We start from the raw sequence: 13,288 nt of genomic DNA, 5'->3' as shown, positions 1-13,288 counted from the left end.
GGCACCTCCCGGCCGGAGGCTGGGAGGTGCCCCCACGCGCCCCTGGTGCCGCTGCCCTGCAGTGCATGCCAGACCGACCTCGAAAGGACGAACGTTGAGCACCCTCATCACCGGCATCGGCAGTCTGGTCACCAACGACCCCGGGCTCGGCGCGGGCCCGCTGGGGCTGGTCGAGGACGCGGCCGTCGTGGTGGACGGCGACAGCATCGCCTGGGTCGGACCGGCGGTCGCCGCCCCCGCCGCGGACGACCGCTTCGACGCGGCCGGCCGCGCCCTGCTCCCCGGCTTCGTCGACTCGCACTCCCACCTGGTCTTCGCCGGCGACCGCACCGCCGAGTTCAACGCCCGGATGTCCGGCCAGTCGTACTCGGCCGGCGGCATCCGGACGACCGTGGCCGCCACCCGGGCCGCCTCCGACGCGGAGCTGGACGCCAACCTCGCCCGCTTCCTGCGCGAGGCGCTGCGCCAGGGCACCACCACGGTGGAGTGCAAGTCCGGCTACGGCCTGACCGTCGAGGACGAGGCGAGGGCGCTGCGGATCGCCGCCCGGCACACGCCGGAGACCACCTACCTCGGCGCGCACGTGGTGGCGCCCGAGTTCGCGGACGACCCGGCCGGCTACGTGGAGCTGGTGACCGGCGAGATGCTGGACGCCTGCGCCCCGCACGCCAAGTGGGTGGACGTCTTCTGCGAGCGCGGCGCCTTCGACGGCGACCAGGCACGTGCCGTCCTCACCGCGGGCGCGGCCCGCGGCCTGGTGCCGCGGGTGCACGCCAACCAGCTGTCGTACGGCCCGGGCGTGCAGCTCGCCGTGGAGCTGGGGGCGGCGTCCGCCGACCACTGCACCCACCTGACCGACGAGGACGTGGCCGCCCTGGCCGGCTCGGAGACCGTGGCGACGCTGCTGCCCGGCGCCGAGTTCTCCACCCGCGCCGAGTACCCGAACGCCCGCAGGCTGCTGGACGCGGGCGCCGCGGTGGCCCTGTCCACCGACTGCAACCCGGGGTCGAGCTTCACCAGCTCGATGGCCTTCTGCATCGCGGTCGCGGTGCGCGAGATGGGGATGACCCCGGACGAGGCGGTGTTCGCGGCCACCGCCACCGGCGCCCGGGCGCTGCGCCGGACGGACGTCGGCACCGTCACCGTGGGCGCCCGCGCGGACCTGCTGCTGCTGGACGCCCCCTCGCACGTGCACCTGGCCTACCGCCCGGGTGTGCCGCTGACGGCGGCGGTGTGGCGCAACGGCGTGCGCGAGGTCTGAGGCCCGCAGGTCACCGGCGGGCACGGAAAGGGAGGGCGCGATCCGCGCCCTCCCTCGTTCCGTGCAGGGTTGTGCCCTGGTCGGGTCCATTTTTTCCGGTTCGCCCGGCCCGGGACAACCGCCGACCGGGGGGATTCCGCACCCGGTGCACCCCGCCGGTCGGCGGGGACGGCAGCGGCCCGGCACGGATGATCCGTGCCGGGCCGCTGCGTCGCGCCGGGTGCGTCAGTGCACGTCGCCCATGAGGCGGACCACCTTCTTGCGGTACATCGCGAGGCCGAGGCCGGCGACGATCGCGGCCACGCCCTGGACGGCGAAGTACCAGGTGGTGCCGGTGGCGTCGCCCAGCACCAGCTGGACGATGGCGGCCACGCAGTCACCGGCGGTGACGGCGAGGAACCAGACGCCCATCATCTGGCTGGCGTACTTCGCCGGGGCCAGCTTGGTGGTGACGGAGAGGCCGACGGGGGAGAGGGTCAGCTCACCGACCGTCTGGACCAGGTAGACCACGGCCAGCCACAGCGGGGTGACCTTGACGCCGCCCGCGGCGGCGGCCATCGCCAGCATCATGACCAGGAAGGAGGCGCCGATCATCAGCAGGCCGATGGCGAACTTCATGGTGGTGCTGGGGTTCTTGCCGCGGCGCGAGAGCGCCACCCAGAGCCAGGCGAAGACCGGGGCCAGCGCCATGATGTAGAGCGGGTTCAGCGACTGGAACCAGCTGGACGGGAACGCGAACCCGAACAGCGTGGAGGCGGTGCTGTCGTCGGCGAAGACGCTCAGGGTGGAGCCGGACTGGTCGTAGATCATCCAGAACACGGCGGCGGCCACGAAGAACCAGATGTAGCCGCTCATCTTGGACTGCTCGGCCTCGTCGAGGTCCTTGTCGCGCTTGACCCGGGCGAAGACGAACACCGGGATCGCGATGCCCGCGATCGACAGCGGCCAGATCGCCCAGTCGATGGTGAAGCGGCCGCTCAGGACGACGACGGCGTAGAACGCGACCGCGACGGCCAGCCACAGGCCGGCCTTGCGGAGGACCGCGCGCTTCTCGTCGGCCGGCATCGGGGCGGTCACGACGTCGCTGGCGGCGGCCAGGTGGCGGGTGCCGAGCAGGAACTGGCCGAGGCCGAGCGCCATGCCGACGCCGGCGAGGGCGAAGCCCAGGTGCCAGTTGACGCTCTGGCCGACGGTGCCGATGACCAGCGGGGCGGCGAAGGCACCGAGGTTGATGCCCATGTAGAAGATCGTGAAGCCGCCGTCGCGACGCGGGTCGTTCGGGCCGTCGTACAGGTGGCCGACCATCGTCGAGATGTTGGCCTTGAGCAGGCCGGAGCCGAGCGCGATGAAGCCGAGGCCGGTGAAGAACGAGGCCGGGAACGGCACGGCCAGCAGGAAGTGGCCGATCATGATGATCGTGCCGCCGAGCGCCACGGTCTTGCGGGCGCCGAGGAAGCGGTCGGCGATCCAGCCGCCCGGCAGGGCGAGCAGGTACACCATCGCGTTGTAGACGCTGTAGACCGCCGTGGCCACGGCGATCTTCATGCCGAGGCCGCCCTCGGTGGTGGCGGCCGTCATGTAGAGCACCAGCAGGGCACGCATGCCGTAGAAGCTGAAGCGCTCCCACATCTCGGTCATGAAGAGGGTGGCGAGCCCTCGGGGGTGCCCGAAGAAGGTCTTGCCACTGGAAGGGGCCTGGCGGATGCCGGCGTCCAGGGTGGTAGTCGCCATGTGTGGTGGGTTCCTTGCCTGTGTTCGTCCGCCGAGGGGTGTTGGCGGGCGGGGACCGGACCACTGTACGGGGGTGATGGCATGACATTTGATGACAAGTGCACGGGCGTCGGTATTGTCCGAGTAAAGTCCTCGCGACTACAGGTCGCCCATTCGATGGTAACTCGGAAATTATTCCTTCGAAACGAAGATCGAATGACAGAATCTCCGATCGTCACCCTCCGAAGCGGTTCTCGGCGCGGACATGGCGGGCCAAAGGTAACGATCACGGCTCTGTGAAACAGTTCACAGCACCTTGCGATCACCGGAGCGGACTACCATCACCCCCATGACCTGTGTGCTGCTGGCCGAGGACGACCCGGCAATCTCCGAACCGCTGGCCCGCGCGCTCCGTCGCGAGGGGTACGACGTGCTCGTGCGCGAGGACGGGCCGGCCGCGCTGGCCGCGGGCCTCGCCGAGGACGTCGACCTGATCGTCCTGGACCTCGGCCTGCCCGAGATGGACGGCCTGGAGGTCTGCCGCAGGCTGCGTGCCGACGGCCGCAGCTGCCCCGTGCTGGTGCTCACCGCCCGGGCCGACGAGGTGGACACGGTGGTCGGCCTCGACGCCGGCGCCGACGACTACGTCACCAAGCCCTTCCGGCTGGCCGAGCTGCTGGCCCGCGTCCGGGCGCTGCTGCGCCGCGGCAACGTGGACCAGCTCACCACCGGCGCCCACGGCGTCAAGATCGACATCGAGTCGCACCGCGCCTGGCTCGGCGAGGAGGAGCTCACCCTCTCCGCCAAGGAGTTCGAGCTGCTGCGGGTCCTGGTGCGGGACGCCGGCCGGGTGGTCACCCGCGAGGAGATCATGCGCCAGGTCTGGGACACCACCTGGTGGACGTCCACCAAGACCCTGGACATGCACATCTCCTGGCTGCGCAAGAAGCTCGGCGACGACGCCGCGAACCCGCGCTACATCGCCACCGTCCGCGGCGTCGGCTTCCGGTTCGAGAAGAACTGACCCCGGCCGCACCGCGGCAGCACCCGAACCACCGACCTGAGCGAAGGCGTTCCCCGGCGTGAAGCGCAGAATGATCAACTCGCTGCTGGGCGTCGTCCTGGTGGTGGTCGCGGTGTTCTGCGTCCCGCTGGCGCTCATCGAGAAGCAGAGCATCGTCAACGCCGCCGAGGACCGGGTCGACGCCGCCGCCGTCCGGGTCCTCGGCCTGGTCGAGAACCGGCTCGCCGCGGGCGAGCCGGTGACCGGCGAGAAGTTCGCCGCCCAGGTCACCGACGGCTCCTTCGTCACCGTCGACATCCCCGGGCAGCCGCTGATCGCGGCCGGCCGCCCGGTCGACGGCCCGGCGCTGACCGCCACCGAGGAGGGCGCCAGCGGGGAGACGGTGACCGTCCAGCAGTCCCGCGAGGACGTCGACCACGAGATCGGCAACATGCTGCTGCTGCTCGGCGTGGTCGCCCTGCTCGCCGTCCAGGCCGCGGTGGCCCTCGCGGTCTGGCAGGCCAAGCGCCTGGCCCGCCCGCTCACCGAACTCGCCGAGACCGCCGAGCGCCTCGGGTCCGGCGACCCCCGCCCCCGCGACCGCCGCTACGGCGTGCCCGAACTCGACCGGATCGCCGAGGTGCTGGACGTCAGCGCGGTGCGGATCGCCCGGATGCTCACCGCCGAGCGCCGGCTCGCCGCCGACGCCTCGCACCAGCTCCGCACCCCGCTCACCGCGCTGTCCATGCGGCTGGAGGAGATCACCGCGCTCGCCGAGGAGCCGGACACCGTCAAGGAGGAGGCGACGATCGCCCTCCAGCAGGTGGAGCGCCTCACCGACGTCGTGCAGCGGCTGCTCACCAACCAGCGGGACCCGGCCAGCCCGACCGCCGTCACCTTCGACCTCGACGAGGTGCTCAAGCAGCAGGTCGAGGAGTGGAGCGCCCCGTTGCGGGCGGCCGGCCGCCGGCTGCTGATGGAGGGCATGCGCGGCACCAAGGTGATCGGCACGCCCGGCACGGTGGCCCAGGTGATGGCCACGCTGATCGAGAACTCGCTGATGCACGGCGGCGGCGACATCACCCTGCGGGTCCGCCGCACCGGCTCGTCGGTCGTGGCCGAGGTGCAGGACGAGGGCCCGGGCGTCCCGCCCGAGCTCGGCAACCGGGTCTTCGAGCGGGCGGTCAGCGGACGCAACTCCACCGGCATCGGCCTGGCCGTCGCCCGCGACCTCGCGGAGGCGGACGGCGCCCGCCTGGAGCTGCTCTCGCTCAGGCCCCCGGTGTTCGCGCTCTTCCTCGGCAGCGGCCGGGACGAGGACGAGGAGGCCGTCGAGCCGCGGCGCTGAGCGCGGCCGGGCCGGGCGTCACTTCACGTAGTGCGGTTCCTCGGCGGCCAGCAGCAGTTCTGCCTCGGTGACCACCCCGGGCTCGGCCGCGGCCTCGGGCCCGGCCAGCTCCGGCATCGCCTTGAACACCCAGGTGCGGTAGGAGACGAAGCGGAAGACCGTGCCGACCGCCAGACCGGCCACCTTGGCGGCGATCTGCTCCACGTGCGTGTCCAGGCCCAGCACGTAGACCGAGAAGCCGAGCACGCCGGTCTCGATCAGCATGCCGGCGCCGCTGAACACCAGGAAGAGCGTGATCTCGCGCTTGCGGGAGGCCGCGTCGCGGTCCTTGTAGAGCCAGTACCGGTAGCCGAGGTAGTTGGTGGCGATGGCCACCAGGGTCGCCGCCACGTTGGAGCGCAGCGAGGCGAGGTTCAGCCCGTTGATGCAGACCCAGAAGACCAGGAAGTTGACCACCACGCCGCTCAGCCCGACGACGCCGAACTTGATCATCTCGCCGGACATGCCGCGCAGGCGCTGCACCAACGAAGGCTGGGTCGCGGTGGTCGTGGTCATCCGGGTGTCTCCTGAGTGACGTACGGGAGGACGAGCGGTGCCCGCGCGGGCGCAGCGCGAAGGGGCGCCTCGTGTACGCACGTGCGTGGCGAAGGCCCGGGCCACCAGGCTACTCGCTCCCACGGGCCCCATCGGCGCCCGGTCGCCCTCGCGTCCCCCGTGAACCACCGGTGCACCGGCTCCGACCGGCCCGGATATCCTGGGCAGCGTGACTTTCGCGGGCAGTGCAAAATTTCCAGTGGTCGGCGTGATCGGTGGCGGACAGCTGGCGCGCATGGCGCACCAGGCCGGCATCCCGCTCGGCATCCGTTTCCGGCTCCTCGCCGACACCCCGCAGGACTCCGCGGCGCAGGTGGTGTCCGACGTGGTCCTCGGTGACTACCGGGACCTGGAGACGCTGCGTCGCTTCGCCGCCGGCTGCGACGTGATCACCTTCGACCACGAGCACGTGCCGACCGAGCACCTGCGGGCGCTGCAGGCCGACGGCGTGGCCGTCCGGCCCGGCCCGGACGCCCTGGTGAACGCCCAGGACAAGGGCGTGATGCGGGCGAAGCTGGACGCGATCGGCGTGCCCTGCCCGCGCCACCGGATCGTCGCCGACCCGGCCGACGTGACCGCCTTCGCCAAGGAGGGCGCCGGCTACCCGGTCGTCCTCAAGACCGTCCGCGGCGGCTACGACGGCAAGGGCGTCTGGGTCGTCGCCGACGAGGCCGAGGCCGCCGCGCCGTTCCTGGCCGGCGTTCCGGTGCTGGCCGAGGAGAAGGTCGACTTCCTGCGCGAGCTGGCCGCGAACGTCGTCCGCTCGCCCAGCGGCCAGGCCGTCGCCTACCCGGTGGTGGAGAGCGTCCAGGAGAACGGCGTCTGCGCCGAGGTCACCGCGCCCGCGCCGGACCTCGCCCCGGAGCTCGCCGCCGAGGCCCAGCAGCTCGCGCTGCGGATCGCCGGCGAGCTGGACATCACCGGCCACCTCGCGGTGGAGCTGTTCCAGACCCGGGACGGCCGCATCCTCGTCAACGAGCTGGCGATGCGCCCGCACAACTCCGGCCACTGGTCCCAGGACGGTTCGGTCACCTCGCAGTTCGAGAACCACCTGCGGGCCGTCCTCGACCTGCCGCTCGGCGACCCGCGCCCGCGCGCCCCGTGGACGGTCATGGTCAACGTGCTCGGCGGCGACTACCCGGACATGTACCACGCCTTCCTGCACTGCATGGCCCGCGACCCCGGCCTCAAGATCCACATGTACGGCAAGGACGTGAAGCCGGGCCGCAAGGTCGGCCACGTCAACGTCGTCGGGGACGACCTCGACGACGTCCGTGAGCGCGCCCGCCACGCGGCCGCCTACCTGCGAGGAACGATCACCGAATGACCAACCCCGAGGCTCCGCTCGTCGGCATCGTCATGGGCTCGGACTCCGACTGGCCCGTGATGGAGGCCGCCGCGCAGGCGCTGGCCGAGTTCGAGGTCCCCTTCGAGGTGGACGTCGTCTCCGCCCACCGCATGCCGCGCGAGATGGTGGCGTACGGCGAGCAGGCGCACGCCCGCGGGCTGAAGGCGATCATCGCCGGGGCCGGCGGCGCCGCCCACCTCCCCGGCATGCTGGCCTCCGTCACGCCGCTGCCGGTCATCGGCGTCCCGGTGCCGCTGAAGTACCTGGACGGCATGGACAGCCTGATGTCGATCGTGCAGATGCCCGCCGGCGTGCCGGTGGCCACCGTGTCGATCGCCGGCGCCCGCAACGCCGGCCTGCTGGCCGTGCGGATGCTCGCCGCCTTCGACCCGGAGCTCGCCGAGCGGATGGTGGACTTCCAGGCCGAGCTGAACGCCCAGGCCACCGAGAAGGGCAAGAAGCTCCGCGCCCGCGCGGGCGGCCAGGGCTGAGCCCCTCGGCCGGCCCGGGCTGTGATCGCCCGGGCCGGGCGGGCGCGCCGGTGTAGAACGGGGGGATGACCCCTGAACTGCTCGACCGCGCCCGCGCCGTGCTCCGCGACACCCCAGTGGTGGACGGGCACAACGACCTCCCCTGGGCGATGCGCTCCCAGGTCGGCTACGACCTGGACGCGCTCGACCTGGCGGCCGACCAGAGCGCCCGTCTGCACACCGACCTCGGCCGGCTCCGCGCCGGCGGGGTCGGTGCGCAGTTCTGGTCGGTGTACGTGCGCAGCGACTTCGCCGGCGACCGGGCGGTCAGCGCCACCCTGGAGCAGATCGACTTCGTGCACGCCCTGACCGCGCGCTACCCCGGGGTGCTGCGCCTCGCGCTGACCGCGGACGACATGGAGGCGGCCCGCGCCGAGGGCCGGATCGCCTCGCTGATGGGCGCCGAGGGCGGGCATTCGATCGACAGCTCGCTGGCCACCCTGCGTGCCCTGCACACCCTGGGCGTGCGGTACCTGACGCTCACCCACAACGACAACGTGCCGTGGGCGGACTCCGCCACCGATGTGCCGGCCGCGGGCGGGCTGACCGCCTTCGGCGAGGAGGTCGTCCGCGAGATGAACCGGCTCGGCATGCTGGTCGACCTCTCGCACACCTCCGCCGACACCATGCGGGACGCGCTCCGGGTCTCCGAGGCGCCGGTGATCTTCTCGCACTCCTCCGCGCGCGCCGTCTGCGACCACCCGCGCAACGTCCCGGACGACGTGCTCGCCGCGCTGCCCGCCAACGGCGGCCTGGCGATGGCCACCTTCGTGCCGAAGTTCGTGCTGCCCGCCGCGATCGAGTGGACGCTGGCCGCGGACGAGAACATGCGCGCGCACGGCTTCCACGCACTGGAGACCACGCCCGCCGCGATGGACTGCCAGCGCGCCTACGAGGCCGCCCACCCGCGGCCGGTGGCCACCCCGGCCACGGTCGCCGACCACCTCGACCACATGCGGGAGGTCGCCGGGATCGACCACATCGGCATCGGCGGCGACTTCGACGGCACCGCCTTCGTCCCGGCCGGGCTGGACGACGTCGCCGGCTACCCGAACCTGATCGCCGAACTCCTCGGCCGCGGCTGGTCCGAGGCCGACCTGTCCAAGCTGACCTGGCACAACGCCGTCCGGGTGCTGCGCGGGGCGGAGGAGGCGGCCCGTCGGCTGCAGGCCGTCCGCGGCCCGTCCATCGCCACCCGGGAGCAGTTGGACGGCCGGGGTTGACCTTGCCCCTGGGGCAGACGGGAGCGTGGGCGACGTGGAGGACGAAGCACTGCTCGGCATCGGCGCGTTCGCCCGCCGCGCCCGGCTCTCGGCCAAGGCGCTGCGGTTGTACGACCGGCAGGGCCTGTTGCCGCCCGACCGGGTCGACCCGGTCACCGGCTACCGGTACTACCGGGAGGACCGGCTGCAGGCGGCCCGGCTGATCGTCCGGCTGCGCGGGCTGGACATGCCGCTCGCGACCGTGGCCGAGGTGCTGGCCGCGCCCGGTCCGCGGGCCGCCGAACTGGTGGCCGCGTACTGGGAGTCGGTCGAGCACCGGATCGCGGCGCAGCGCGAGCTGGCTTCGCACCTGCGCATCCGACTGGCAGGAGACGAAGGGAGATCGGACATGTACCGGATCGAGGAGCGCGAGGTCCCGGAGCAGCTGGTGCTCACCGAGCAGCGGCACGCCCGGCCGGAGGACCTGCCGGTGTGGATCCCCGAGGCGACCGGGCGGCTGGTCGCGGCCGCCGGGGAGTACGGCGGGGTGGCCGCGGCGCCGTTCGTGGTCTACCACGGCGAGGTCAACGAGGACAGCGACGGGCCGGTCGAGGTCTGCGTGCCGGTCGCCGCCGCGCAGGCGGACGGCGTCGCGCACGCGCACCGGACGGAGCCGGCGCACCGCGAGGCGTACACCACCGTCACCAAGGCACAGGTGGCCTACCCGCAGATCCTGTCGGCCTACGACGCGGTCTTCGAGTGGGCGAAGGCCGGGGACCGCACCGTGGTGTCGGCGCCGCGCGAGGTCTACTTCGCGGACTGGGCCGCCGCCGCGGACGGCGAGCCGGTCTGCGACATCGCGGTGCCGGTGGAGTAGCGGACCGGCCGCCGGGGGCGGCGGGTCAGAGCAGCGGCAGCTCGATGGCCGGGCACTTGTCCATGACCATGTCGAGCCCGGCGGCCCTGGTCCGCTCCCAGGCGGCCTCGTCCACCACGTCCAGCTGGAACCAGACCGCCTTGGCGCCCACCGCGACGGCCTGGTCGGCGACCTCGCCGGCCAGGCCGCTGTTCACGAACACGTCGACCACGTCGACCGGGAAGGGGATGTCGGCGAGCGTGGCGTAGCCCTGCTCGCCGAGCACCGTCTCGGCCTTCGGGTGCACCGGCACCACGCGCTTGCCGGCCCGCTGCAGCACCCGGGCGACGCCGTACGCCGCCCGCCGGGTGTTGGTGGACAGGCCGACCACCGCCCAGGTGTCGCCGGACTCCCGGAGGATCCTGCGGACCGTCGCCTCGTCTCCGTACGTCATGCCGGGGACAACCCGTGCCGGGCCGCGGTCATTCCGCGCCGGGCCGGCCCATCGCCCGGTAGGTCCAGCCGGCGGCCCGCCAGGCGGCCGCGTCCAGCACGTTCCGGCCGTCCAGGATCCGCCGCTCGGCGACCAGCGCGCCGGCCTCCGTCGGGTCGAGCTCGCGGAACTCCTGCCACTCCGTCAGGTGCAGCACCACGTGGGCGCCCTGAACGGCCTCCAGCGCGGAGTCCGCGTAGGACAGGCTGGGGAACATCTTGCGGGCGTTGTCCATCGCCTTGGGGTCGTACACGGTGACCTGGGCGCCCTGCAGCTGGATCTGCCCGGCGACGTTCAGCGCGGGGGAGTCCCGGATGTCGTCGGAGTTCGGCTTGAAGGCCGCGCCGAGCACGGCCACCCGGCGGCCCAGGAAGCCGCCGCCGCACTGCTCGCGGGCGAGCTCGACCATCCGCGAGCGGCGCCGCATGTTGATCGAGTCGACCTCGCGCAGGAAGGTCAGCGCCTGGTCCGCGCCCAGCTCGCCGGCCCGGGCCATGAACGCCCGGATGTCCTTGGGCAGGCAGCCGCCGCCGAAGCCGAGGCCGGCGTTGAGGAACCTGCCGCCGATCCTGGCGTCGTAGGAGAGCGCCTTGGACAGCTGGACGACGTCCGCGCCGGCCGACTCGCAGACCTCGGCCATCGCGTTGATGAACGAGATCTTGGTGGCCAGGAAGGAGTTCGCGGCGGCCTTGACCAGCTCGGCCGTCGGGAAGTCGGTCACCACGAAGGGCACGCCCTCGGAGACCGGCGTCGCGTACACCTCGCGCAGCAGCTGCTCGGCGCGCTCGCTGCGCACGCCGACCACCAGCCGGTCCGGGTGCAGGGTGTCGCCGACCGCGAAGCCCTCCCGGAGGAACTCCGGGTTCCAGGCCAGCTCGGCCTGCTCGCCGACCGGCGCCAGGGCGGCCAGCCGCTCGGCCAGCCGGCTCGCGCTGCCGACCGGCACGGTCGACTTGCCGACCACCAGGGTCGGCCGGGTCAGGTGGACGGCCAGCGAGTCGAGGGCGCTGTCGACATAGCTCATGTCGGCGGCGAACTCGCCCTTCTTCTGCGGGGTGTTGGTGCAGATGAAGTGGACGTCGCCGAACTCGGCCACCTCCTCGTACGAGGGGGTGAAGCGCAGCCGGCCGGTCGAGCCCTCGTGGCCGGGCACGTGCTTGACCAGCAGCTCGGCGAGGCCCGGCTCGTACATCGGCACCCGGCCCGCGGCGAGCGACGCTATCTTCTCCGGGTCGATGTCCAGGCCGAGCACCTCGAAGCCGAGCTCCGCCATGCAGGCGGCGTGCGTCGCGCCGAGGTAACCGGTGCCGATCACCGTGATGCGGAGGGCCACGTGCTTCCCCTTCAGTCCAGGTTGCCGGGCCGCCCGGGGTGACCGGCGGCCGCAGCCACTGATGGTAGCCGGGGCCGGGCGCGCGGCGAACCCCGTCGATAACGGCGCGGTTGCCGAAATCCCGACCCGGGCCCGCGGGGACGCGCAGGGCGGCACAATGCGCGCATGGCAGCGAGGGAGCGCGACGAGGCGGCGGGGGAGCGCCCGGCACCGCTGAGCCTCTTCGAGGGCGTGCGGTCGGACGGGTCGGACGGGTCGGACGGGGCGGACGACGGGGACGAGGGGGCCGCCGACGGCGCCCCGCCGTCCGGGGACGGCGAGGACCGGCGCAGGCGCCGCACCCGCCGGGTGCTGGTCTGGACGCTGGCGGCGCTGCTCGGCCTGCTGTTCGGCGGGGCGGGCGCCGCCTACTGGACGGTGGACCACTACGCGTCCTCGGTGGACCGGATCCCCGGGGCCTTCCCCACCCTGCCGGTCGACAGGCAGCCGGCGGCCGTGCCGAACGCCGGCACCACCTTCCTGCTGGTCGGCCTGGACGCCCGTTCCGACGTGGCCACCACCGGCAAGGAGGCGAAGGCGCCCGCCTGGAAGGCCGGCGCGCAGCGCAGCGACACCATGATGCTGCTGCACATAGCGGCCGACCGGAGGAGCGCGTCGATCATCTCGCTCGCCCGCGACACCCTGGTGGACGTCCCCGGCCACGGGAAGGCGAAGATCAACGCGGCCTACTCCTGGGGCGGGCCGTCACTGATGGTCGAGACGGTTCAGAACCTCACCGGCATCCGCATCGACCACATCGCGGTGATCGACTGGAACGGCTTCCGGGCGCTGACCGACGCGGTCGGCGGGGTCGACATCACCGTTCCGCAGACCATCGAGGGCCGCGGCGAGGCCCGCCGGTGGGACGCCGGCACCCACCACATGGACGGCGCGCAGGCACTGCTCTACGTCCGCGAGCGGTACGGACTGCCCAACGGGGACCTGGATCGCAGCAAGCGCCAGCAGAACTTCCTGCGCGCCCTGATGATCCAGACCATGGACGCCGGCACCCTCGGCAGCCCGGCCCGGCTCACCGGCCTGCTGCAGGCCGTCGGCGAGGTGGTCAGCGTGGACGACCGGCTCAGCAACACCGACCTCTACGAGCTCGCCTGGAGCCTGCGCGGGCTGCGCCCGGACGGCGTGCGCTTCATGAACGCCCCCTTCGGCGGCTTCGACAGCGTGGACGGGCAGTCCGTGGTGCTGCTCGACCGGGCGGCCGCGACCACGCTCTGGGAGGCGGTCCGCAACGACCGCATGGACCAGTACCTGGCCGAGCACAGCACCACCAGCGACACCCTCGGCGACAGCGTGCGGTGAGCCGTGCGGCGGCCGCCTGTTGCGCATGTCACGCTGCCGGGGGATCGCGGGGCGCGCCTAGAATGAGTGGTGATACAGCTACTTAACGGTAACTAACCATGCTAGGGGCGAGGCAGATGGCGGGCAATTCCGGAGCGGATTTCGACCTCTTCCGGTTGGCCGAGGAGCACGACATGCTCCGTGACGCGGTGCGGTCGCTGGCCGAGGCGAAGATCGCCCCGTTCGCGGCCGAGGTCGACGAGCAGGGCCGTTTC

13 protein-coding genes are annotated in these 13,288 nt (G+C 72.6%); 9 read left to right on the top strand and 4 right to left on the bottom strand.

Annotated elements, in window-relative coordinates:
- Positions 1–61 precede the first annotated feature (61 nt).
- The gene (hutI, locus tag AB0O09_RS37815; protein WP_363550124.1) at positions 62–1,261 is read left to right on the top strand and encodes an imidazolonepropionase; all 1,200 of its coding nucleotides are present in this window, start codon (positions 62–64) and stop codon (positions 1,259–1,261) included.
- 225 nt (positions 1,262–1,486) lie between these two features.
- Here the strand turns inward: hutI and AB0O09_RS37810 are convergent, their stop codons facing one another.
- Positions 1,487–2,992, bottom strand: a complete 1,506-nt coding sequence (locus AB0O09_RS37810) for an oligopeptide:H+ symporter (protein WP_363550121.1) — start codon at positions 2,990–2,992, stop codon at positions 1,487–1,489.
- 328 nt (positions 2,993–3,320) lie between these two features.
- Between AB0O09_RS37810 and AB0O09_RS37805 the strand changes: the two genes are divergently transcribed.
- Together AB0O09_RS37805 and AB0O09_RS37800 are read left to right on the top strand one after the other, a co-directional pair.
- Positions 3,321–3,995, top strand: a complete 675-nt coding sequence (locus AB0O09_RS37805) for a response regulator transcription factor (RefSeq protein WP_030263072.1) — start codon at positions 3,321–3,323, stop codon at positions 3,993–3,995.
- 58 nt (positions 3,996–4,053) lie between these two features.
- Positions 4,054–5,322, top strand: a complete 1,269-nt coding sequence (locus tag AB0O09_RS37800; protein WP_363550118.1) for an ATP-binding protein — start codon at positions 4,054–4,056, stop codon at positions 5,320–5,322.
- A gap of 18 nt (positions 5,323–5,340) precedes the next feature.
- Here AB0O09_RS37800 and AB0O09_RS37795 read toward each other — a convergent pair whose 3' ends face one another.
- Positions 5,341–5,877 (bottom strand): GtrA family protein, encoded by a 537-nt coding sequence (locus AB0O09_RS37795; protein ID WP_363550115.1) that lies wholly within the window; start codon positions 5,875–5,877, stop codon positions 5,341–5,343.
- A gap of 274 nt (positions 5,878–6,151) precedes the next feature.
- Between AB0O09_RS37795 and AB0O09_RS37790 the strand changes: the two genes are divergently transcribed.
- The 4 genes from AB0O09_RS37790 (at position 6,152) to AB0O09_RS37775 (ending at position 9,873) form a co-directional block, all read left to right on the top strand.
- Positions 6,152–7,243, top strand: coding sequence for a 5-(carboxyamino)imidazole ribonucleotide synthase (locus AB0O09_RS37790; RefSeq protein ID WP_363550127.1), 1,092 nt, complete (start codon positions 6,152–6,154; stop codon positions 7,241–7,243).
- Positions 7,240–7,755, top strand: coding sequence for a 5-(carboxyamino)imidazole ribonucleotide mutase (gene purE / locus AB0O09_RS37785; RefSeq protein ID WP_363550112.1), 516 nt, complete (start codon positions 7,240–7,242; stop codon positions 7,753–7,755). Before AB0O09_RS37790 ends, purE begins: the two co-directional genes overlap by 4 nt.
- 65 nt (positions 7,756–7,820) lie before the next feature.
- Positions 7,821–9,017 carry a dipeptidase gene (locus AB0O09_RS37780; RefSeq protein ID WP_363550109.1) on the top strand — a complete coding sequence of 399 codons (1,197 nt, stop codon included), beginning with the start codon at positions 7,821–7,823 and terminating at the stop codon, positions 9,015–9,017.
- A 25-nt stretch (positions 9,018–9,042) separates the two neighbouring features.
- Positions 9,043–9,873 (top strand): MerR family transcriptional regulator, encoded by an 831-nt coding sequence (locus tag AB0O09_RS37775; RefSeq protein WP_363550106.1) that lies wholly within the window; start codon positions 9,043–9,045, stop codon positions 9,871–9,873.
- A 25-nt stretch (positions 9,874–9,898) separates the two neighbouring features.
- Here AB0O09_RS37775 and AB0O09_RS37770 read toward each other — a convergent pair whose 3' ends face one another.
- Together AB0O09_RS37770 and AB0O09_RS37765 are read right to left on the bottom strand one after the other, a co-directional pair.
- A complete protein-coding gene (locus tag AB0O09_RS37770) occupies positions 9,899–10,306 on the bottom strand; it encodes a CoA-binding protein (RefSeq protein ID WP_359978915.1) in 408 nt (135 codons plus the stop codon).
- Between the two features lie 28 nt (positions 10,307–10,334).
- Positions 10,335–11,678 carry a UDP-glucose/GDP-mannose dehydrogenase family protein gene (locus tag AB0O09_RS37765; protein WP_363550103.1) on the bottom strand — a complete coding sequence of 448 codons (1,344 nt, stop codon included), beginning with the start codon at positions 11,676–11,678 and terminating at the stop codon, positions 10,335–10,337.
- Positions 11,679–11,843: 165 nt separating this feature from the next.
- Between AB0O09_RS37765 and AB0O09_RS37760 the strand changes: the two genes are divergently transcribed.
- The gene (locus AB0O09_RS37760) at positions 11,844–13,034 is read left to right on the top strand and encodes an LCP family protein (RefSeq protein ID WP_363550100.1); all 1,191 of its coding nucleotides are present in this window, start codon (positions 11,844–11,846) and stop codon (positions 13,032–13,034) included.
- Between the two features lie 116 nt (positions 13,035–13,150).
- Positions 13,151–13,288, top strand: a 138-nt coding sequence (locus AB0O09_RS37755; protein WP_363520437.1) for an acyl-CoA dehydrogenase family protein, incomplete at its 3' end; no start/stop codon positions are given.

Origin of the sequence: Kitasatospora sp. NPDC093679 (assembly GCF_040683455.1) — a bacterium.
GTDB classification, from domain to species: domain Bacteria; phylum Actinomycetota; class Actinomycetes; order Streptomycetales; family Streptomycetaceae; genus Kitasatospora; species Kitasatospora arboriphila.
This window is presented reverse-complemented; position numbering and strand designations above follow the sequence as displayed.